Consider the following 19,907-nt stretch of genomic DNA (forward strand, 5'->3'; position numbering starts at 1 on the left):
ATGGCGGAAAGACCATCGAGAACGTTCGGGCTCGGGCCTGGCCGCCCGTCCCAGATCGGGCGCGTCGGCCGCCTCATGGACGACCAGCCTGACATCGCCGAACTCGACCTCAACCCCGTCATCGTCACGCCAGAGGAAGCGATGGCCGTGGACGCGCCCAACCGGCCATCACCGCCGCCCCTGAGGAGCGTCACCGAGGAGTCCCCGCCTGCGCGGCGGAAAGTGTCAGCTCGACGTGGGGCACTGCGTGCCGAGCCTGGACACCTGGCGGGAGAAGGCCTTCGCGTGCTTCAGCTCGTCTTTCGCGGTGCCGCTGAGCAGATCGGCCGCCTCGGTGTCACCGGCCGCCGAGGCCCGGCGGGCGTAGTCGGGATACATCTGCGTGCCCTCGTACGTCTCCCCCTTGATCGTCGCGCACAGGTTGGTCCCGGTGTCGCGCACCGCGCCGGCGAGATTCGCGTGCTCGGCGAAGTGCTCGGTGCGCTCGACTGCGGCCGTCCGGTGAAACAGCCGGGCCAGTCTCGGTTGCCCGGTCTCGCGTGCCTTGTCTCCATACAGCGTGTACTTGGCGTAGGCGAAGGCCTCGCCCTTCATCGCCGTCCGCAGGTTCTCCAGCGTCCGGGAGGAGGAGACCTTGGGCGGACCCGCCTGGATCTCCACCGGTTCGGCCCGCACGCCGGTCGGGATCGTCGCCCCGGACGACGGGTCGGTGATGGCCTTCTGCGCCTGGAGGAACTTCTCTCGGTGATTGGCCTCGTCCCGGCCGACTTCCGAGAAGAGCCTGGCGGCCTCCTGGTCGCCGTCCGCCCTGGCCTGCTCGGCGAACTGCTTGTACATCGTCGTCGCCTCGTAGGACTCACCGCCGGCGCTGTCGCGTAGGTTCGCCGCGTTGTCGCCGACCAGGCCGATCAGCTTCGCCTGCTCGGTGAGGTGTTCACGCAGTTCCGTGTGCGCGGTGCGCCGGTAAAGCGCGGCGGCATCGGGCAGGTTCTCCTTGTCGGCCTGCTTCGCGTAGGCGCGGTAGGTGACGTTCGCCAACGCCTCGCCCTTCATCGCATTGGTGACGTCGGTACGCGTGGACGGGTCTACATCGTCCGAATGAGGAACGGACGCGGCCATCGCGCTCCCGGCTCCCACGGAGAGAAGGGCGACCGTGCCCGCAACCATGAGACAGGTTCTCCAGCAGACGAGACCTCGGGTTTCCATGCGACCCCCCGATGTGCGTGCGGTCCTGCACAAGCAGAGTGGTTTCCTGTCCAGCCGCCGAAGCGGTTTCCCTGACCGTGGTACCCCAACGCGTCAGCCGAACCTCCCGAAGCACATTGGGCTCGGGCGGGATTGGGCAAAGTGGCAACGCCTCCGGCGGGGCCTGCGCCGGGGGGTGATCGCCCGCGCTTTGGCTCACCGCCTGAAGGCGGTTTCCACACCCGGTGTCACCACAGCGCGAAACGCCCCGTCCATCTCGGCCGGTGTGGCGGTCAACTCGCCGTCGGCCCACTTGCGCAGCAGCGCCATGAACGCCCCGACGACGCAGGTGACCACCAGGTCGAGCGAGTCCGGTGGTGTGCTTCGCGGAGGGAACGCTGCCAGCAACTCGTCACGTACGACCGTGGCCAGGATTTGCTCTCCGCGCGCCATCACGGCGCTGCCCCCGCGCCGCCCGAGCAGCGCTCGCGCCAGCCGGCGCTGCTCATGAAGGTGCTCGAACATCGGCAGGCTGAAGGCGAACAGCGGGCCCGGCCTGGACGCGGGAGCGAGACGGAGAAGACTGGAAAGCTCGTCGAGGTTGCTGAACAGCACATCCTGTTTGTCCGTGAAGTGCGCGTAGAAGGTCGAGCGGCCGACGTTGGCGCGGTTGATGAGATCAGTGACGGTCACCGCCTCATAGCCCTTCTCCAGAATCAGCTCCACCAATGCCTGCTGAACGGCCTTCCGAGTGCGCCGCACCCGGCGATCGGAGCTCCCCCGCCGCGAGTTTCCGAACATGTCCCCCACCTCTGTCCAGTACGGCACAGCCCAACGAATTTGCTTGTTGACCATGCCGTGCCGACGAATCGATCATTTATAACCGAACACATTGTTTCGAAACAAGAAGGAGAAGCCCTATGGACAGGGGAAAGTTGATGCATAGTCACTCGAAACACAGTGACGGTGGTGGCACCATCAATTATCCGCGGGGTTATGAGGTTTTGGCCGAACTCGGTTTCGCCGGGCGCCGTCGCAGCGTTTTCACCCGCCTGGCCGCGTTGTCCGGCGCGGGGCCGAGCCATCAGATTCTGGACGTCGGCTGCGGCACGGGCTACCTGACCCGGATGTTGGCTCCTCTCGTGGGCCCCGAGGGGCGGGTCACCGGCGTTGACCCGTCGCTTCCGATGATCCAGCACGCCCGCCGTCGCTCACCTGGCAACTGCTCCTATCAGGTGGGCGAGGGGCAGGCGCTGCCCTTCCCCGACGCCTCGTTCGACATCGTGGTCTCCAGCTTCGCCGTTCACCACATGCCCGTCTCCGCCCGCGGCACCGCCATGAGGGAGATCTTCCGCGTCCTGCGACCGGGTGGGCGACTGCTGATCGCCGAGTTCCGTCCGCCGGTCAACCCCCTCGCCGCCCGCCTCGTCGGGATACTGGCCGGTCCCGCGATGCGGCCTACCATGCCGGAACTGCTCGCCGATCTGGTCCCCGGTGCCGGTCTCCGCATCGAGAGCACAGGCACCGTGGGGCCGGTGCTGTACTACGTCAACGCCGTCCGTCCGCTCGAAACCCGTTCCTGAAATACCCCGCTGTTTCACCTGTCGGGCAGATCGTCCGCCCAAGCACTGAGCACGACTCCCGGCCTGAGCAACCGACGCCGGGTCGTCGGACAGGCAATCGCCCTTCTCCACCGCTGACGGGCCGGCAGTGACGATTTGGGGTCGTTCGGCTCTATCGGTCGGTAGGGCAGGGCGGTCGTATAGAGGGCAGCACTCTCATCGCCTCGTCATTGTGGAGGCGCGACATGCTGCGCTCTCTTGGTGCCGTGAGTGATCGGTGGCGTGAGCCGGTGTTCCTGGCAGCGACCGGGGCCGCGCTGGTCGGCGGTGGTGTGGCCTGGTTGGCCGGGGCTGCGGGTGTCGCGGATGGATTCTGGACGGCCGGGACCGCGGTGGCCGTCGTGCCCGCGGTGGTGTGGGTGGTCGCCGCAGTGCGGAAGGGGCGGGCGGGCGTCGACCTGATCGCGGCGCTGGCGCTGGCAGGGACCCTGGCGGTCGGAGAGTACCTGGCCGGGGCGTTGATCGCGGTGATGCTGGCCACCGGCCGCGCGCTGGACGCGGCGGCGGAGCGCCGGGCGTCGCGTGACCTGCGCGCGCTGCTGGAGCGTGCGCCGCGCTCCGCTCGCCGCCGAAGCGGCGACGACGTGGTCGTCGTCGCCCTGGCGGACGTGCGGATGGGAGACGTCGTCGTGGTCGGCCCTGGCGAGGTGGTGCCGGTGGACGGCCGGGTGACGACCGGACCGGCGATGCTGGACGAGGCAGCGCTGACCGGGGAGTCCACTCTGATCGAACGCGGTCTCGGCGAGGCGGTCCGCAGCGGCGTGGTCAACGCCGGTGGTGCGGTCGACATCGAGGCGACGGCTACCGCCGAGGACAGCACGTACGCGCAGATCGTCCGGCTGGCCGAGCAGGCGGGTGCGCAGCGGGCGCCGGTGGTGCGGCTGGCCGAGCGGTACGCCGCCTGGTTCCTGCCGTTGTCGCTGGGGGTCGCCACGGGGGCGTGGCTGATCAGTGGATCAGCCGTGCGGGCGGTGGCGGTATTGGTGGTGGCGACCCCGTGCCCGCTGCTGCTGGCCGCTCCGGTCGCGATCGTGTCGGGGTTGTCGCGGGCGGCGCGCCAGGGCGTCATCATCCGGGACGGTGGAGCGCTGGAGCGGCTGGGGCGGGCCCGCACTCTGCTGCTGGACAAAACAGGCACGTTGACCAGGGGCCGTCCGCGGGTTCTCCAGGTCGCCGCCGCTCCCGGCCGGACACCGTCGGAGGTGCTGCGGCTGGCGGCGTCGCTCGACCAGATGTCCGCTCACGTGCTGGCCGAGGCGATCGTCGCGGAAGCGCGGGCCCGCGGCTTGGCGCTGTCGGCGCCCCGGGATGTCACGGAGGATCCCGGCCGCGGAGTCGCCGGCACGGTGGACGGGCAACGCGTGAGCGTGGGTAAGACGGTGCTACCTCTCGAGGCTCGTCCCGGCTGGGCTCGCGCGGCTGACAACCGGGCCGCCTTGGACGGCGCCGCCGTCGCCTGGCTCACCGTCGACGACGCGCTGTGCGGTGCGATCCTGCTGCTGGACCCGTTGCGTCACGACGCTCCTCGTACGCTGCGGCGGCTGCGCTCCGCGGGAATCGGCCGCCTGCTGATGCTGACCGGCGATCGCGCCGAGCCCGCACGGGAGGTGGCCGCGGTGGTCGGGCTGGACGAGGTGCGGGCCGAGCAGTTGCCCGCCGACAAGGTCGCCGCGGTCAGAGCGGAAACCTCACGGGCCGTGACGGTCATGGTCGGCGACGGCGTCAACGACGCCCCGGCCCTGTCGGCGGCCGACGTCGGGGTGGCGATGGGAGCGCGCGGGTCCACCGCCTCCTCCGAGGCCGCCGACGTGGTGCTGGTCACCGACCGGGTGGACCGGCTCGCCGATGCCATGGAGATCGCGATGCGCACCCGGCGTATCGCGGTGCAGTCGGCCGCGGGCGGCATGGCCATGTCGCTGGCGGCCATGGTGGCCGCGCTGCTGGGCCTGCTTCCGCCCGCGGCCGGGGCACTGCTGCAGGAGGGGATCGACGTGGTGGTCATCGTCAACGCGTTGCGTGCCGTGCTACCCCAGCGCGGCGCCCGGCCGGTGCTGGAGCCGGCCACCGAGGACCTGATCCGCCGATTCGCCGCCGAGCATGACGATCTCGCCGACGTGCTGGACGCCGTACGCGATGCCGCGAGCCTGCTGGCCACCGAGCACGGACCGCGGGAGCTGGGCGCCGTGCGGGAGGTCGACCGGTTGCTGACCGAGCGGCTGCTGCCGCATGAGTACGCCGAAGAGCATGAGCTCTACCCGGCGCTGGCCGGTCCCCTCGGCGGAGGAGAGGCGACCGCGACCATGAGCCGCGCCCACAGCGAGATCGATCGCCTGGCCCGCCGGATCGCCACGCACGTGAAAGTCGCCAACGCCGCGGGCCGGTTGCGGCCCGAGCAACTGGAGGACCTACGAGCCTGCCTGTACGGGCTGCACTCGGTGCTGCGGCTGCATTTCGTCCAGGAAGAGGAGAACTACTTCTCCCTCGCCCCTTGACCGTCGGCGGCGAGAGGCGGTCTTCGGCAGGACGGCGTGTTCTGCCTGGTGGTCGTCGCCGACACCGGGATCCGCATCCTCCAGGAGCCCGTCAGGTGCGGCCGAGTTCCCCGGCACGCAGAGCGCGGCGTCCCTGACACAGGAGCAGGTAGGTGATCGCCGCGATTGCGGCCGCGGCGCCGGCGAGCAGCGCGGTGACGCCCCACGCGGTGTGGAACAAGGCGGGCGGGACCTGCTGGATCAGCACGAATCCGCCCATCACGAGGACGAACCAGCCGAATCCCGTGCGCAGGCGGTCGGCGTGGATACGCCCCGCGAGCCATCCGCCGAGGAGACCGCCGGCGACCGCGGCCGCCGTGGCGGGAAGGGCGATCGACCAGTCGACCGGGACGGTCTGCAGGTAGCCGGCCAGCCCGGCGAACGACTTCATCGCGATCACCACCAGGGAGGTGGCGACGGCCGTGCCCATCGGCATGCCGCCCAGCAGCACCAGGGCGGGGACGACCAGGAACCCGCCGCCGGCCCCGACCAGCCCGGTGACCAGGCCGACGACGACGCCTTCGACGACGACGTGGAGGATCGGCAACTCCTTGTGGGCCGGGGCGGGCTCGGGCGTCCCTCGGCCGCAGATCATCGCGACAGCGGTGGCCAGCATCATCAGTGCGAAGCCCGCCAGCAGCATCGCCGCGGGCAGATGCGGCCCGAGCAGGCCCCCGCCGTACGCGCCGGCCATCCCGGCGAGACCGAAGACAAGTCCGGTCTTCCACCGGATGCGGCCGGCACGGGCGTGGCCCGCGGCGCTGACCACACTGGTCACGCCGACGACGAACAGAGACATGGCGATCGCGGCCTTGGCCGGGACGCCCGCGACGTAGACGAGCAGGGGGACGGTCAGGATCGATCCTCCGCCGCCGAACAGGCCCAGGGTCAGGCCGACGACGACGGCGCCGGCGAGAGTGAGAGCGGTCATGTCGTCGCCTCGGATCCGTCAGGCCGCGCCGCGGCCGGGGCGGCGGATACAGGCGAGTGCGGCGTCGATGTCGGCGCCCTCGCCGCGGTTGTACGGCAGGCGGGCGAGCAGCATGCCCATCGCGCAGGTGTCGGTCAGCCCGGCGAAGACCAGGCCCGCGCCGACGACGGCGCTAACGAAGCGCGCCCCCGGCAGCCAGAGGTCGGCCACGACGGACGCCAGCACGATGCCACCCGCGACCAGGCGGACCTGACGCTCCAGGCTCCACCGCTGCCTGCCGCGCACCACGGGGGCGCCGGAGGCGATCCATGCGTTCATCCCGCCGGTGAGTACGACCGCGTCGCGCAGCCCCCCGTCGCAGAGCTTCTTGTGCGCCTGGGCAGCCCGGCCGCCGGACTGGCAGATGAGCAGCATCGTGCCGCCGCCGCCGGCGTCGTCGGCGATCCGCCGCGGGTGGGCGTCGACCTGGTCGAGCGGCAGGTTGATCGCGCCGCTGATGTGCGCGGTCTCGAACTCGGCGGGGGTCCGCACGTCCACGACGAGCACGTCCGGGTTGGCAGCGATCATTGCGCGGGCCGTCGCGGTGTCGATGTTCGGGGATTCGGTGTTCACGGCTTCCTTCTCGTTTCGCAGGTGGGGTGGTCAGGCCGCGCGGCGGGCCCGCAGTTCGGCGACCACGTCGGGCACGCCCGCGCCGTCCAGCACGACCGGGGCGTATCCCTCACGGGCGAGCACCGTGGCGGCGATGGCCGCGCGCCGGCCCGATCCGCAGGCCACGAGCACTGGACGGTCGCGGTCCAACTCGGCGGGCACGCCCTCGGTCACCAGATCGGCAAGGAATCGCTCGACGGCTCCTTCCAGGTGCGCGGCCGCGCGCTCGTTCGGCATGCGCACGTCCAGCACCTGGGCGCCGGGCTGGGCAGCTCGCGCGGTGAAGGTCGCCAGGTCCAGCCGTTCGAACGTCGCGGTCGCGGCCGGGCCGAGGTCGCGTACGACGCCGCGTACGGTGTCGATCCCGATCCGTGCGAGCTGGGTCACCGCCTCTGCCGCGTCCTGACCGGGCTCGGCCACGAGCACGATCGGGGACCGGTACGGCAGCAGCCACCCGGCCCAGCTGCCGAAGTCGTCGCCGAGTTCGATGCCGATCGAGCCGGGCAGGAAGCCGTCCGCCTGCCTCGTGCGCGGGCGGACGTCGATCACCTGCGCGTCCCGGGGCAGGTCGGCGACGGCCAGTTCGGGTGCCGCGGTCGAGGGCATCGGCGGCACGCCGAGCGTGTTGGCGGGGCCCATGTGCTGGTAGAAGGCCGGGATCGGCATGGGCGCGGCGAGCAGTTCGCCGGCCAGATGTTCGGCGTCCTCGACGGCGAGCAGCGGGTTGGACCTGATCTCCTCGCCGATCGTCGAGGTGTGGCGGCCCGCCCCGCTCGCCGTGCAGAATGACCCCTCACCGTGCGTCGGGAACAGCCCGACCTCGGGCGGCAGCGCCGCCAGCCGGCGCAGCGAGCCGTGCTGCAGTCGGGCCAGGGTCCTCGCCCGGGCGGTGCCGAGCAGGTCGGGCCGGCCCGCGGAGGCCACCAGGAGGCTGCCGCCGGAGAACACCGCGACCGGCTCACCCTCGATGAGCACCAGGTAGCTGGTGTGCTCGGGGGTGTGCCCCGGGGTGTGGATCGGTCGTAGGGACAGGCCGTCCCCGCCCTCGATGTCCTCCAGGTGGAAGGCCGGGGTGTGAGGGTAGGCGGGCGCGGCGGCGGCGGGCAGGACCAGCTCGGCGCCGGTACGCAGAGCCGCCTGCTCGCCACCCGACACGTAGTCGTTGTGCAGGTGGGTCTCCAGGACGAAACGCAGCTCGACGTCACGCTCGGCCGCCGCCCGCAGGAACCTGTTGATGTCGCGCTGGGGGTCGACGAGCACCCCCGTGCCCTCGTGAGTCAGCAGGTAGGTCTGGTCACCGAGACCCGCAGTGCGGAAGGACACGATCTCCACAGGGAACACCTCTCTTTTAAATACCCCTGGGGGTATGTGGCAAGCAAAAAAAGGGGGACCGACGGTCAGGCGCCTGCGGCGCTTGCCACTGGGCCGCCCGCGGACCTGCAGCCGGAGGCCACGCCGGCGGACACCGCGTACGCCTCGCCATCGGCGCGGCGCGGGATCACCGCCCTGTTCCGGTTCCAACGCTCAGACGACGAGACGGGATGGTACGGGCGATACCCCCGGGGGTATCGAGGGGACATGAAAAGGCGAACCTTCCCAGAAGGGCCGCCTATGCCAGGGCCAGAAACAACTTCTCCAACTCGGCCACGCTCATCGGAGCCTCCTCGCCCCGCTCCTGCGCGGCCTGACAATGCCGCAGTCCGCTGGCGACCAGCTTGAACCCGGCCCGATCGAGCGCTTTGGAGACCGCGGCCAGCTGGGTCAGCACCTTGGCACAGTCCTCGCCGGCCTCGATCATCGCGATCACCCCGGCGAGCTGACCGTGCGCTCGCCGCAGTCGCGTCACCGCATCGCCGACCATCGCCTCGTTCATCTGCACGCCTCGTTTATACCCCCGGGGGTACTTGTCGAGCAAGTCGGCGAGCATCGGCGCAGGAGCGTCACGCCCAGTGCTCCGCGAGCCTTCCGCCACGCTCACCACGGACTGGTCCCGTGCTCGGCGACGCGGCCCGGTTCAGCAAGGACTTCGCGAACGTGATCGCCGCTGGGGCGAACCAGGAAGACCCCGGCGGTCTCGGTTTCCGCGACCCACCCGAGCACACGCGCCCGCGGCGCCTGCTGACGCCCGGGTTCACCATGCGGCGGCTGCGGTGAACCCACGACGCCGAGATGCCTCGACGTCCTCCCGGCACCACAGCCCTCGCCGCGACAGTGCGCATCGCCGTAGCAGCGACTAGAAGGTACCGCCAACCGCAACATTCTCTACTTCTGCTGTCAACGATCCAAGTTCTGTTCTTCTGTGGTGAAAGTCGTTAACCTCGACGGAATTGGTCCCACAGGCCCAAGCCGCATCTCCCCGCCCAGGGGCCGTACCTCATGGAGAGCAGAAGTGACGTTGGCGCGCTGGTTGGGCCGGTTGCTTCTGCCAGTCGTCGTCGGCGTGGTGGCGATGGCCACCCTGTCGGCTCCGGCGTTCGCCCACGGACAGCTCGCGATGTCGACACCGGTCAAGGACAGTACGGTGCGCGAGCCGCTGGAGTCCCTCTCCCTCTACTTCACCGAGACTCCCGCTCCGAACGCGTACTTCGCGGTAACCGCTCCCAGCGGCGCCCGGGTCGACCAGCCCTGGACGCACGGTCAGCCCAAACGTCTCGACAAGCCGGTCCAGGAGTACAACCTCGTCGACGGGGTGTGGGAACCGAGTGTGTACAACACCGGATTCCCGGCGGTGATCCCCGTCGCCTACTGGCCGGAGCGGGGCAAGTACGTCATCCGGTATCTGTCGATCGCCTCCGACGGAGAGCCGGTGCGGGGAGAACTGCGGTTCACCTACAAGGGCAGGACCTCGGGACCGCCCAAGGGCTGGCAGGCTCCGGACAACGAGCCCGACGCCATCCTGCTCGCCTCGGCCGAGCCCGGGAGCGGCACCCAGGCCCCGGTGCCCGAGGCCGGCGGGAGCCCGGCCTCGGTAACACAGACCGGCGGCAGCCCGGCGGCGATGGGCCCGGCGGTTCCCGAGGCCGGTGCCAGCGCAGCCGCGGTCCCGGAGACCGGCTCCAGCCCGGCCGCGGTCACGGAGATCGGCGGCACTGCGGCCGGGACAGCGGAGCCGGCCGACTCCGGCACCGGGCTGTCGGTATGGCTGGTGCCCGCGCTCCTCATCGTGGGAGCGGGTGTCCTGGTGGCGCGGGCGGCGCGGAGGCCCGCGCCCGCCACCACGGCGGCCCGGCGGCCTTCCGGCCGCCCACAGGCCAAGAAGCCCGCACGCGCGCCGGTGTCACGCACCCCCCACCGCCCGAAGTCCACCAAGCGACGCTGACTCGCCCCGCCCCCTCAGGAGAACCCCCCATGACGATCGCCCCTGCACGCCTGCGCCCGTTGCTCGCCGCGCTCCCACTCGGCGCGGCCCTGCTGATGGCCACGTCGGCCTGCGGTGAATCGGATGCCGCCGCCCCCGCCCAGTCGGCCGCCGCGGCATCTACCGAGTCGGCTCCCCCGGCTCCTGCCGATTCACCTCCCGCCGCCCCCGGCGAGTCGGCCGTAGCCGTCCCCGCCGACTCGGCCGTGAAGGAGATCACCGTCACCATCGCCGGCCGGAAGGTCACGCCGCCGCCGGGACGGATCGAGGTGACCAAGGGCCAGACGGTGCGGATCACGGTCACCGGCGATGCCGCCGACGAGGCGCACCTGCACGGGTACGACAAGGAGGCCAGCCTGAAGCCCGGCACCCCCGCGAGCATCGAGTTCGTCGCCGACGAGACCGGCCTGTTCGAGATGGAGACCCACGAGTCGGGACTGCAGCTGTTCCAGCTCGTCGTGCGTTAGGCGGGCGGGATGCTGCTGGCTCACGGCATCGGCGGCCGTCAGGACCTGCCGATCCCGTTCTCGGCCGCGCTGACCGGCGCGGCCCTCGCGTTGCTGCTGTCGTTCGTGGCGCTCGGCGCGCTGTGGAAACAACCGCGGCTGGGTGGCGCCCTCACCACTGCCCGCTCGCTGCCCGCCGCCGTCCAGACGGCGGTGACCGCACCGGCCTGGCGGTGGGTCTGGCGAATCGCCGGGCTCGTCGCCGCGGCCTACTTCTGCATCGGGTTGGTCTTCGGTCCCGATCGGGCCGACAATCCCACGGCCGGGGCGTTCTACGTACTGTTCTGGGTCGGCCTGGTGCCGCTGTCGCTGTTGTTCGGCCCGGTGTGGCGCGGCCTGAACCCGCTGCGGACGCTGCATCTGCTGGCCTGCAGAGGGCTCGGACGCGACCCTGAGCTCGGCCTGCGGCCGCTGCCCGCCGGTTTCGGATACTGGCCCGCCTGCGCCGGCCTGTTCGCCTTCGTCTGGCTGGAACTGGTCGCCCCCGAACGGGCCACCCTGCCGGTCATCGGCGCCTGGCTCGCGGCCTACGCCGTGCTCATGCTCGCCGGAGCGGTCGTCTTCGGCTCCCGGTGGTTCGACCACGCCGATCCGTTCGAGGTCTACACCGACCTCGTGGGCAGGCTCGCCCCCGCGTACAGGCGCCGCGACGGCGTCGTGGTCTGGCGCAACTCCCTGGACGGCATGGCCGGGCTGCGACCGGCACCGGGACTGACCGCGCTGGTGGTCGTGCTCCTGGGCTCCACCATGTACGACAGCCTGTCCAACGCCCCGGTATGGGTGCGCTTCGTGCAGGAAAGCTCGGTGCCCGCGCCGGTCACGGGCACCACCGGCCTGGTCGCCGTCATCGGCCTGGTGCTCGCGGCGTACCGGGCCGCGACCGCGCTCGCCGGCCGATGGGGCTCGGCCCAGCCCGGCACGACCGCGGGCGAGATCGCCCACTCGATCGTGCCGATCGCCGTCGGGTACGTGGTGGCCCACTACTACACCCTGTTCCTCCTGGAAGGGCAGCGGACCATCGCCCTGCTGTCCGACCCGCTGGACACCGGAGCCGACTGGCTCGGCACCGCCGGGTGGACCATCCAGGCGCTCGGCACCACTCCGGCCGGAGTCGCCACCCTCCAGGTCACGGTCATCGTCCTCGGCCACGTGCTGGGCACCGTCCTGGCCCACGACCGCGCGCTGGCCCTGTTCCCGCGCCGGACCGCCGTCCTCGGGCAGATTCCCCTGCTCGTGCTGATGGTGGTCTACACCGTCGTGGGCCTGCTCCTCCTCTTCGCCGCCTAGAAGCTCAGCGGAGATCCTGCGTTCTCGCCGAAACGGGCGGAGCACCGGCGCCAGCTCGGCTGGATGCCGCCGCCCGGCGACGACCACCTGCCGGAGGCCGCGCTGCAATCCCTCGCCGAGGCGGGCGGCCGTGCTTCCGAGATCTCCGCGGACGTTCTCGCGCCGTCCTGGGACCGGTCCGTGCTCGGCTTCGCCTCGCCGGCGTCGCCCCGATCGGGCTCGCTCCGTAGCCCGCCACTACTGGTCCTGGTTCTTCTCCGTCTGACGCTGCTGCTCGCGGTAGGCACGGCGCTGCTCCTCGGCCCGCTCCCGGCAGCGGCGGAGAAACTCCTCGTCGTCGTCGGGGTCGGAGGGGACGAACCGGCCCGGCCGGTCGTACTCGGGGAAGCGCCCGGTGTTGCCCTTGTACGGTAGCCCGCCGGGCCGCGTCACGATCTGCGGCCGACCCGCGACCAGCCAGAAGATCGACCCGACCTCGGGGAGGAACAGGACGATCAGGATCCACAGCCCCTTGGGCAGGTTGCGGCAGTCCTCCTCCGCCGCGACGATCACGTCGAACAGGCAGAAGATCCATAAGGCGAGCAGAACCAGACCGAACCCGCCGTAGATGAGGGGCATCCCGAATCCTCCCAGTTTCAGACGCGCAGAGCGTAGTGGATCCGATCTTCGTCTGACGGGACTTTCCCGGTATGCGATCTTTCCCGATGGGGCGCCGACCCTCAGCTCCGACCGCTCGCAGCCCGGGGAGATCCGCGACGCCGTGTCAACCGTGGGGGGTATTCCGGGTCGTCCGGGCGGACCTCTCGGGTGCCGTCGACTTCGGTGCCGCCAGGTTCCACGCCACCGCCGTCCCGGCGACTCGGGTGCCGCCCAGTACGGCCGCGTGTCCGCCCTGCCGGCTGCCCCACCACCACCGCCCTGGCCCCTTCGCCGGGCAACCCTCGCCCCACCGCTGGCGCTACCCCGGCTGCCGCTTGAACCCGCCTAACTCCAAACGGACCGCCCACCATCAAGGGGCTGGGCCGCCTGATGGCGCAGAGGGGCCACCGCCACAGCGATCTCGGCCTCCAACCGCGTCGCGACAGCCTCCGGCACCTCATCGGAGGACATCACGTCCGAGCCGGATGTCTTGTCCTGATCACGCTGCATTCGCTGCCTTACCTCAGCTGTTTGCACTGATCTCGCCGGTTGCCGGGCCGATCAGTCGTTCCGCCTCCTCGTGGAGAGCGGCCACGAGGATGAGCTCGAGACGCAGGTCGGCATCGACGAACTGATCGAGGACATCCATCCGAGCCTCCCGAAGTCACTACCATCTCGGACACCCTTAATACTCACTACAGATGACCATAAACCATGACCAAGAGTGAACCGAGGGTCGCTAGGCGCGTTTCGCCTCTTCGTCCATCGAGGTCGGCAGGGCCTCGTAGCAGGGGGAGTCGTATCGTCACCAACGTGGCGCCGACCGCTCGGCTTCGCCCCCCATCGCCTAGCGATCACCGAGGTCCTTCGTAGTCGGCGGGCGGCTCGTCGCCCTCGTATTCCGGCACTGGACGGCCGGCGAGAAACGCTCGCAGGCTCGCCATATAGAGGCCCGGTTGATCCTGGTAGGCGTCGTGACCCGCGTGACGAAGGTAGACCAATTCGGCTCCGCGCAGCACATGCCGGTACTCGGCGGCCGAGGACCAGCTCAGATAGTCGCACGAGCCCTTGAGGACCAGGGCGGGCGTGGTGGTCGCCGCGAGCGCGGATCGCAGGTCGGGAAGTGGCGGTGCCCCCGACGCCTGGGGGGACAGATTCGCGTAGGCCCCCAGGCCTGCCACGCTCCGCCCGACGGCCGCGCCCCTGCAGTGAAGCGCCGGCTGGAGGAGTTCGTAATAGCGAGCGAAGCGGGCGTCCATCTCGTCGTCTCCGACCAGGGCGTGGGCGGCTTGGGGATTCACCTGCACCAGGGTGTAGGCGGCCAGAGCGCGCGGGTGGAGCAAGCCTAAGGAAAGCGCACGGCCCTGGCCGGGGTCCAGCCGGCTCAGCAGCGCGCTTCCGGTCGGGCTGGGCGTCAGGGAGCCGGGCGAGGAGAAGACCGCTTTGGCGACGTGATCGGTGTGGTGGGCGAGATAGGCGGCGGCGACCTGGGCACCGTAGGAGTGCCCGATCAGAATCATCTGCTCGGCGCCGACGGCCTGGCGGATGGCGTCCAGGTCCGCGACGTCGCGGGCGAGCCCGTAGCCGCGGGGATCGGCGAGCCGCCCGGAACTGCCGGCGCCCACCTGGTCGTACACGTAGACGACGTATCCGTCGGAGGTGAGAGCGCCGAAGAAGGCGGCGTCCCGCTTCATGTCCGCGACCCCCGGTCCGCCGTGCAGGAACACCACCGGTGTCGAGGTCCGAGGCCGCTTGGGCGTCAGGCGGACGTAGGCGATATGAGAACCGGTCGGCAGGTCCCAGTATCTCCGCCCCGCCACCTCGGACCGGGCCGGTGGGGCGTCGGGGAACGGACGGAAGGTCGCCGGCACGACACGTACGACGACGAAGGTCTCGACGAGGAGAAGGACCGCGGCTCGCACCCGGCGCCAGGGAGCCGTCCTCGGCCGCGGCAGGAACAGCAGCAGGCCGAGAAGGAACACCGACGCGAAGACGGCCAGGCCGAGGACCACCGCCGGGGCCGGGTCCGTGGTCACGCTCGCCAAGCCGGCCAGCGACGCCAAGCCGAGCACCGGTGCGAGGGCCAGCACGGTGAGGGCCACCAGCAGGCGCGCCAGGACGGCGAACGCTCCCCTCCGGCGGGGACGCCCTGCCGGACGAGTCGTGTCGCGAGAATCCGCCGTCATCCACTCTCACCTCACCCAACGGGGGGTCATGGGACCAGGATGCGGAGTTTAGGCCGAGATGTTCCGGGAGCTACAGGGGTGGTCACGCGACGCTACGGCCCGGCCCCAGTTCACAGAAATGTCTAGAGAAGTGGTTTTCATCCTCAAGTGAGCGGTACGCCGGTAAAGGACCGATCAAGCGACAACGCAAGGAGAAGCACGTGATCACTCACGAGCAGATCCCCATGGTGCTCGACCACCCGGTCTACGACCTCAACGGCGACAAGATCGGCGAGGTCAAGCACGTCTACCTCGACGACGCCACCGGTCAGCCCGAATGGCTGTGCGTCAAGAGCGGGCTGTTCAACATGAAGGAGACCTTCGTCCCGCTCCGCGACGCCGACCTGGTGGCCGACCACGTCGAGGTTCCCTACGACAAGGACCGCATCGAGGACGCGCCCGACGTCGACCTCGACACCGACGGGCACCTGCCGCCCGAGCAGGAACGGCAGCTGTACCGCTACTACGACCTCGACTGGGACTCCTCCTGGGCACGCGCCAACCAGCCCGGTGAGACCGGCTGGGCCGACGCGGGCGGGCGCAGGGAGCGCGAGCGGATGGGCGTCGGCGGCGACGATGCGATGACCCGCTCGGAGGAGCAGTTGGAGGTGGGCACCGAACGGCACCGCACCGGCCAGGCCCGGCTGCGCAAGTACGTGGTCACCGAGCACGAGCAGGTCGACGTACCCGTGACCCGGGAGAAGGTCCGGGTCGAGCGTGAGCCGATCACCGACGCCAACCGGGACGAGGCGCTGAGCGGCCCGGACATCACCGGCTCCGAGCACGAGGTGACCCTGCACGAGGAGCGCCCGGTGGTCGACAAGCGGACCGTGCCGGTCGAGCGGGTCCGCATGACCAAGGACCAGGTGACCGACCGGGAGCGGGTCGGCGACGAAATCCGCAAGGAGCGTATCGACGTCGAGGGCGACGTCGACGGAACCGGCCGCGCCTACGGTTCCGGCTACGGCTCCACCCGCTGAGCTCCTCCCCCTTTTCGCTCCTCAACCGGCTCCGTTGCCCCGGTGCAGCTCCAGCGCCGCCGGGGCAACGGCGTGCCCGGTCACATTGGCTTCCACCGGTGGGAACGGCAACGTGTCCCGGCCCAGCTCCCCGTGCAGTCTGCGGTGGTTGTACCAGTCGATGTACTCGGCGACAGCGATCTCGACCTCGTCGATGCCCGCCAGGGGCCCTTGTTACGGATCACTTCGGCGCAGTGCTGTGGGAGGACACCTACCGCATCGACGGCAACCTGCTGCTGGAGGCCGCGCCGGGTCACACCCCCGGTTCGCCCGTCCTCACCCTGCGCTCGGGCGCCGACCGCGCCGTCTTCGTCGGGGACATGCTGCACAGCCCCGTCCAAGTCCTTGAGCCCCGATGGAAGAGTTGCTTCTGTGACGACCTCCAGCTCGCTGCCAAGATGCGCCGCGCCCATCTCGCGCGCGCCGCCGAACTGCGCGAGCTCGTCATCCCGGCCCACTGGCCGGGGCAGGGAGCCGCCGAGATTCGAAAAGACGGCGAAGGCTCCGCCATCTCCGCATGGGCCGCCTTCCCCACGGCGGCCACCGGTGAGCAGTAGTCGCTGAGCTTCCCATCCCTGAACGAGACAGCGGCAGAGTGGGAGTCGTTGAACCGGCCGGGCGGGTGTTCTGGCGGGCCCATACGTGAGACCGGGCGACGTTCCCTCGGCGACTCCCGATCGCCACGTTGATCAGGTCCGCCGGGTTGTTCTTAGCCTGAGCCGCTGACTCCGCCAGTTGTCGGGCGAGGCCCGAGGAGGGGAACGGACCGCTGCCAGCCGGCGACTTCGTGTCAGACCAGCCGGTCCGCCAATAACGCACCTGATGTGACCCGTGCAGGGCACCGAGGCGGCAGAGCCGGCTTCAACGAGGGATCACGGCACCGAGAACGGGACGCTCGGCGTGCGCCGGTGTCACCATGACGCCGGAGATCCGGCTGGCAATCGCGAGAACGGCCTGGATGGCGTTGTCGATCCACTCGTCGGAGGCCGGGTCGATGCCGAGCTCGCGAAGATGCCGGTTGTGCCGGTCGGGTGCGGTGCCCCACCGGGTTCCGGGCCGGCTCGGATCGAAACCGGTGACGAGCTCACCGTCGAGGGCGTAGGCGAAGTCGTGCCTGGCGGCGTAATCGTGTCGCATCACCGCGACGGCCTCGCCGCCATCGCGGGACAGCTCACCGATGACCTCGCGTTGCACTCCGCGCCAGCCGCACTCCTCGATCACGATGGTCCAGTCTCCCGCCCGCCGTACCATGACGATCTCAGTGCGGCTGGAGTCGGGGTACTCATCCACGTCGATCAGGCGGATGTGCTCTGTGGCGGCGCCCAGCCGCCGGAGCACCTCGCGCTCCTCCACTCCCCTGACGAGTGTGATCGTGTAGATCGGTCCCAGCGGGCCCTCGTCCTGCCACACATAGTCTTCCGGCGAAGCACCGGGTGTGCGGGCCGTGGCGTGCACCGCCCCGCTTTTCTCAGCCTGCTCATACGCTTCGGGGTTGGCGGCGAAGAATGCCTCGACGAGCTCGTAAGCAACCCGGCCGCGATCGCTTACCGCGTGTCCGTTGGCCCGCGCCCACTCCCGGATCGCAATGCTGATGTCACGCCCGAACACGAGTTGGGTGACACGGAGCGGAGTGAAGTCGGCGTCGGGCATGATCGGAACCTACCGATGTCCGCTACAGGTGACAACGCACTGCCCCCAGCCGCGGCTGGTAGCCTTCCGCGTCCCGAGCGTCGGTGTGGCGAACGATGCTCACCAAGTCATAGACAAGAAGGTCGCCATGGCGCACACACGCGCGTCTGCCACGGCTCCCTGCTGAGAATGCGTTGTCAATCAAGTTCGTACCACTCAGAAGCGGGTTCCTTTACGGTGTAGATCTCGTAGTCCGTTTGAACACGAGGCGCTTTCGGAACGGCGGGATTCGAACCCACTACCCAACAACGTCTGATGACGTGCCGGGTTGTTCGGCTGCGAGCATGACGTGTGTTCCCCGGATGGTCCCCACAGTGCCAGCCCTACTAGAACCGTTCGATGTGCATGCCATCCGGGTTGATTCGGTAGTAATAGAGACGGCGGTCCTTCGCGTGCTTGGCCTGCTCCTCGCGGTAGAAGGCGGTCAGCCGGCGCCATGACGGAATCTCGCGTGCCGCGATGCCGCGCAACCAATCTGTGAAGCGCTCATGCGTGGCGGTGGGAACATTCTCTGGACTACCACCCTCGCAATACGACCAAACTTCGGGATCGTCTTCCGCACCCCGCAGAAAATCGAATTGATAGCCCTGGTGCATGGAGATCACCCTGTCAGTCTCCTGGAGGCGGAACGGTGACGCATTCTCCTCCAGAAGCTCCTTCGCCGCGGACCACAGACCAAGGATGCGCGGATAGTAGACGTCAGTTCCCTGCATAAAGTGGCCTGCACCACCGCCGAGCAACAGAAGAAAGCATCGATATGCTTCCGGCAACGGCGCCGACTGGTCGCGTTCTACCTCGTGGATCTGCTCAGTTGTCAGCCCTATCACCTGATCAGCTACAGCCGTGCTCCCATCCACAACGGCTGCGGCAACGGCACGCACTCGTTCCGCTGACGACAGCGACGACCAACTGTCAGGCCAACCGCCCTGCCGGACCGACTGCCGTTCATCTCCCACAGTCCGAGGTCTCCTCTCGACCACCCCGCCGCACCGTATCAGGCGAAAACCGGCCACGCGGCAGTAGTGCGATCAAGCCAAGAATTCTACGGTGTGAATACCCGCATGAATGTCAACGGCCGCCTACTAGGTCCCCGTTCTGCTGACCGTAAGCTTCTCCTGCCCGTCCCGCCGTGTGGCTTCCGCAGTCCCTTGGTGATCAGGGGGTGGCTGTTTCCGTATCGCGCTGGCCCCCTAACTGGTGCCTGGCATGACTGCACCCGTCCATGCAGTAGCGCTCGCGCCGGCGTCGGTCTGCGACAGCAAGAAGCGCGACCAGTAATCGAAACGCCTTCACGCGCTCAGCCAGTGGCAAATTGGTGATCTTTGCCAACTGCTCAGGCAGCCGCCCTCGCGTGATCAGTACCGCCGGAGTGTGGGTCCGCCGTATCCCCGCCAGGAGGACACTCTCTGGCCCATCCTCCGCAGTAGCTCCAGCCTGAGCGGAGTACACAGCCAGATCGCACAGAACAGCGAACCTCACGCCCGCATCCGGGCCATCGGTGAACGTGCCGTTTCGACCGTGAAGTCCTGGAAGGTGCTGACCAAGCTGCGCTGTTGCCCGCATCGCCCGACCCGCACTCGTGCAGGCGATTCTTGTGCTGCAGCTCCTCGAAGAGGGCCGCTGCTCAGGGTGAAGGGCTCATTGTGTCGGTCGGCACTGAGAGCATGACGAAATGATCGCGACCTTTGACGACTATGCCTGGTTCTCCTACGAGCGTTTCCCCGAGCTGGCGGAGGCCTACTGCTTCACCTACGTCCGCGGCCTGGCACCCGAGCAACTGGTGGTCCGGCTCGGTGGCCAGCCGGAGGATTTCACGCCCATGACGCTTGAGGAGCTGATCGAGACTCGCTACAGGAACAGCTACGACACCGCGTTTCTCGGCGCCACGACCATAGGCGACTGGGTGTTCATCGTTGAGCCCAACGGCGGGCTCGGCGCCGATGAAAAAATCATCACTTCGTTGTCGGCGGGAACCCGCCTCGTCTCCCACTTCCGCGACGTCGAAGGCGTCGAGTACTTCTACTGGAGCGAAGATGGAAAGATCCGGTTCTGCTTCATCGCTGATGAAGGTTACGCGGAAGAGGTGCCGGACGAGGTCATGAGGACCATGCAGCGGATCGACGCCGACTACAGACACCTCTACCCCAGCGACGGGCCGGCGTTCCTCCTCGCCGAGGATCTCACCGGCATCACGCTGACACCGGAACTGCTTGAGGGGTCCACCTACCTGTGCGGAGTCATCCCCGAACCGAGGTGAGCAGGAT

The 19,907-nt window shown here is 69.3% G+C and carries 21 protein-coding genes and 3 pseudogenes; 11 read left to right on the forward strand and 13 right to left on the reverse strand.

Annotated elements, in window-relative coordinates:
- Nucleotides 1-144 (forward strand): annotated as a pseudogene (locus FLW16_RS46375) (hypothetical protein); the annotation flags it as partial.
- An 81-nt stretch (nt 145-225) separates the two neighbouring features.
- Here the strand turns inward: FLW16_RS46375 and FLW16_RS39805 are convergent.
- Complete coding sequence (locus FLW16_RS39805; RefSeq protein ID WP_221891520.1) at nt 226-1,167, reverse strand: rubrerythrin family protein; 942 nt, start codon at nt 1,165-1,167, stop codon at nt 226-228.
- Nucleotides 1,168-1,401: 234 nt separating this feature from the next.
- Nucleotides 1,402-1,911, reverse strand: coding sequence for a TetR/AcrR family transcriptional regulator (locus tag FLW16_RS39810; protein ID WP_185949802.1), 510 nt, complete (start codon nt 1,909-1,911; stop codon nt 1,402-1,404).
- A 194-nt stretch (nt 1,912-2,105) separates the two neighbouring features.
- Here FLW16_RS39810 and FLW16_RS39815 point away from each other — a divergent pair, with 194 nt between their 5' ends.
- On the forward strand, nt 2,106-2,768 hold the full coding sequence (locus tag FLW16_RS39815; protein WP_142566164.1) for a class I SAM-dependent methyltransferase: 663 nt from the start codon (nt 2,106-2,108) through the stop codon (nt 2,766-2,768).
- 224 nt (nt 2,769-2,992) lie between these two features.
- Nucleotides 2,993-5,299 (forward strand): heavy metal translocating P-type ATPase, encoded by a 2,307-nt coding sequence (locus FLW16_RS39820; protein ID WP_142566165.1) that lies wholly within the window; start codon nt 2,993-2,995, stop codon nt 5,297-5,299.
- Nucleotides 5,300-5,390: 91 nt separating this feature from the next.
- On the opposite strand, the gene FLW16_RS39825 is transcribed toward FLW16_RS39820, so the two are convergent.
- The 4 genes from FLW16_RS39825 to FLW16_RS39840 form a co-directional block, all read right to left on the reverse strand.
- A complete protein-coding gene (locus FLW16_RS39825; protein ID WP_142566166.1) occupies nt 5,391-6,269 on the reverse strand; it encodes a sulfite exporter TauE/SafE family protein in 879 nt (292 codons plus the stop codon).
- An 18-nt stretch (nt 6,270-6,287) separates the two neighbouring features.
- Nucleotides 6,288-6,836 carry a rhodanese-like domain-containing protein gene (locus FLW16_RS39830; RefSeq protein WP_142566191.1) on the reverse strand — a complete coding sequence of 183 codons (549 nt, stop codon included), beginning with the start codon at nt 6,834-6,836 and terminating at the stop codon, nt 6,288-6,290.
- 75 nt (nt 6,837-6,911) lie between these two features.
- Nucleotides 6,912-8,252, reverse strand: a complete 1,341-nt coding sequence (locus FLW16_RS39835) for a rhodanese-like domain-containing protein (RefSeq protein WP_142566167.1) — start codon at nt 8,250-8,252, stop codon at nt 6,912-6,914.
- 277 nt (nt 8,253-8,529) lie between these two features.
- Complete coding sequence (locus FLW16_RS39840) at nt 8,530-8,793, reverse strand: metal-sensitive transcriptional regulator (protein WP_142566192.1); 264 nt, start codon at nt 8,791-8,793, stop codon at nt 8,530-8,532.
- A 119-nt stretch (nt 8,794-8,912) separates the two neighbouring features.
- Here FLW16_RS39840 and FLW16_RS39845 point away from each other — a divergent pair, with 119 nt between their 5' ends.
- The 4 genes from FLW16_RS39845 (at nt 8,913) to FLW16_RS39860 (ending at nt 12,071) form a co-directional block, all read left to right on the forward strand.
- A complete protein-coding gene (locus FLW16_RS39845; protein ID WP_221891530.1) occupies nt 8,913-9,074 on the forward strand; it encodes a hypothetical protein in 162 nt (53 codons plus the stop codon).
- Nucleotides 9,075-9,336: 262 nt separating this feature from the next.
- Entirely contained in the window at nt 9,337-10,239 is a 903-nt protein-coding gene (locus tag FLW16_RS39850; protein WP_142566168.1) for a copper resistance protein CopC, read from the forward strand.
- A gap of 29 nt (nt 10,240-10,268) precedes the next feature.
- Entirely contained in the window at nt 10,269-10,745 is a 477-nt protein-coding gene (locus FLW16_RS39855) for a hypothetical protein (RefSeq protein ID WP_142566169.1), read from the forward strand.
- A 9-nt stretch (nt 10,746-10,754) separates the two neighbouring features.
- A complete protein-coding gene (locus tag FLW16_RS39860) occupies nt 10,755-12,071 on the forward strand; it encodes a hypothetical protein (RefSeq protein ID WP_142566170.1) in 1,317 nt (438 codons plus the stop codon).
- 237 nt (nt 12,072-12,308) lie between these two features.
- Here FLW16_RS39860 and FLW16_RS39865 read toward each other — a convergent pair whose 3' ends face one another.
- From FLW16_RS39865 to FLW16_RS39870, 3 genes are all read right to left on the reverse strand, one after another.
- A complete protein-coding gene (locus tag FLW16_RS39865) occupies nt 12,309-12,689 on the reverse strand; it encodes a PLDc N-terminal domain-containing protein (RefSeq protein WP_142566171.1) in 381 nt (126 codons plus the stop codon).
- A 544-nt stretch (nt 12,690-13,233) separates the two neighbouring features.
- Nucleotides 13,234-13,359, reverse strand: a complete 126-nt coding sequence (locus FLW16_RS45720) for a hypothetical protein (RefSeq protein ID WP_260616108.1) — start codon at nt 13,357-13,359, stop codon at nt 13,234-13,236.
- Nucleotides 13,360-13,564: 205 nt separating this feature from the next.
- The gene (locus FLW16_RS39870; RefSeq protein WP_142566172.1) at nt 13,565-14,896 is read right to left on the reverse strand and encodes an alpha/beta hydrolase; all 1,332 of its coding nucleotides are present in this window, start codon (nt 14,894-14,896) and stop codon (nt 13,565-13,567) included.
- A 200-nt stretch (nt 14,897-15,096) separates the two neighbouring features.
- On the opposite strand from FLW16_RS39870, the gene FLW16_RS39875 reads away from it, so the two are divergent.
- Nucleotides 15,097-15,915, forward strand: a complete 819-nt coding sequence (locus FLW16_RS39875) for a DUF2382 domain-containing protein (protein ID WP_142566173.1) — start codon at nt 15,097-15,099, stop codon at nt 15,913-15,915.
- Nucleotides 15,916-15,936: 21 nt separating this feature from the next.
- On the opposite strand, the gene FLW16_RS46380 is transcribed toward FLW16_RS39875, so the two are convergent.
- Nucleotides 15,937-16,119, reverse strand: a complete 183-nt coding sequence (locus tag FLW16_RS46380; protein ID WP_142566193.1) for an IS3 family transposase — start codon at nt 16,117-16,119, stop codon at nt 15,937-15,939.
- A 17-nt stretch (nt 16,120-16,136) separates the two neighbouring features.
- Between FLW16_RS46380 and FLW16_RS45730 the strand changes: the two are divergent.
- Nucleotides 16,137-16,511 (forward strand): annotated as a pseudogene (locus tag FLW16_RS45730) (MBL fold metallo-hydrolase); the annotation flags it as partial.
- A gap of 304 nt (nt 16,512-16,815) precedes the next feature.
- Here the strand turns inward: FLW16_RS45730 and FLW16_RS39890 are convergent.
- The 3 genes from FLW16_RS39890 to FLW16_RS46385 form a co-directional block, all read right to left on the reverse strand.
- On the reverse strand, nt 16,816-17,604 hold the full coding sequence (locus tag FLW16_RS39890) for a histone-like nucleoid-structuring protein Lsr2 (protein WP_142566174.1): 789 nt from the start codon (nt 17,602-17,604) through the stop codon (nt 16,816-16,818).
- A gap of 365 nt (nt 17,605-17,969) precedes the next feature.
- Nucleotides 17,970-18,599 (reverse strand): SMI1/KNR4 family protein, encoded by a 630-nt coding sequence (locus FLW16_RS39895; protein ID WP_142566175.1) that lies wholly within the window; start codon nt 18,597-18,599, stop codon nt 17,970-17,972.
- Between the two features lie 199 nt (nt 18,600-18,798).
- Entirely contained in the window at nt 18,799-19,122 is a 324-nt protein-coding gene (locus FLW16_RS46385) for a DUF5958 family protein (protein ID WP_396687124.1), read from the reverse strand.
- Here FLW16_RS46385 and FLW16_RS39900 point away from each other — a divergent pair.
- Nucleotides 19,120-19,276: pseudogene (locus FLW16_RS39900) on the forward strand (IS5/IS1182 family transposase); the annotation flags it as partial. The gene FLW16_RS46385 and the pseudogene FLW16_RS39900 overlap by 3 nt on opposite strands.
- A 39-nt stretch (nt 19,277-19,315) precedes the next feature.
- The gene (locus FLW16_RS39905) at nt 19,316-19,900 is read left to right on the forward strand and encodes a DUF6461 domain-containing protein (RefSeq protein WP_142566176.1); all 585 of its coding nucleotides are present in this window, start codon (nt 19,316-19,318) and stop codon (nt 19,898-19,900) included.
- Nucleotides 19,901-19,907: the final 7 nt, after the last annotated feature.

Source organism: Microbispora sp. KK1-11 (assembly GCF_006874435.1).
Lineage (GTDB): Bacteria > Actinomycetota > Actinomycetes > Streptosporangiales > Streptosporangiaceae > Microbispora > Microbispora catharanthi.

Excerpts from the sequence above, each read along its gene's own strand:
- FLW16_RS45720 (WP_260616108.1), bottom strand. The coding sequence starts at position 13,359 with ATGGATGTCCTCGATCAGTTCGTCGATGCCGACCTGCGTCTCGAGCTC.
- FLW16_RS39805 (WP_221891520.1), bottom strand. The coding sequence starts at position 1,167 with ATGGTTGCGGGCACGGTCGCCCTTCTCTCCGTGGGAGCCGGGAGCGCG.
- FLW16_RS39860 (WP_142566170.1), top strand. The coding sequence starts at position 10,755 with ATGCTGCTGGCTCACGGCATCGGCGGCCGTCAGGACCTGCCGATCCCG.
- FLW16_RS39825 (WP_142566166.1), bottom strand. The coding sequence starts at position 6,269 with ATGACCGCTCTCACTCTCGCCGGCGCCGTCGTCGTCGGCCTGACCCTG.
- FLW16_RS39840 (WP_142566192.1), bottom strand. The coding sequence starts at position 8,793 with ATGAACGAGGCGATGGTCGGCGATGCGGTGACGCGACTGCGGCGAGCG.
- FLW16_RS39865 (WP_142566171.1), bottom strand. The coding sequence starts at position 12,689 with ATGCCCCTCATCTACGGCGGGTTCGGTCTGGTTCTGCTCGCCTTATGG.
- FLW16_RS39830 (WP_142566191.1), bottom strand. The coding sequence starts at position 6,836 with ATGATCGCTGCCAACCCGGACGTGCTCGTCGTGGACGTGCGGACCCCC.
- FLW16_RS39815 (WP_142566164.1), top strand. The coding sequence starts at position 2,106 with ATGGACAGGGGAAAGTTGATGCATAGTCACTCGAAACACAGTGACGGT.
- FLW16_RS39855 (WP_142566169.1), top strand. The coding sequence starts at position 10,269 with ATGACGATCGCCCCTGCACGCCTGCGCCCGTTGCTCGCCGCGCTCCCA.
- FLW16_RS39905 (WP_142566176.1), top strand. The coding sequence starts at position 19,316 with ATGATCGCGACCTTTGACGACTATGCCTGGTTCTCCTACGAGCGTTTC.
- FLW16_RS39820 (WP_142566165.1), top strand. The coding sequence starts at position 2,993 with ATGCTGCGCTCTCTTGGTGCCGTGAGTGATCGGTGGCGTGAGCCGGTG.
- FLW16_RS39890 (WP_142566174.1), bottom strand. The coding sequence starts at position 17,604 with ATGCCCGACGCCGACTTCACTCCGCTCCGTGTCACCCAACTCGTGTTC.
- FLW16_RS39870 (WP_142566172.1), bottom strand. The coding sequence starts at position 14,896 with ATGACGGCGGATTCTCGCGACACGACTCGTCCGGCAGGGCGTCCCCGC.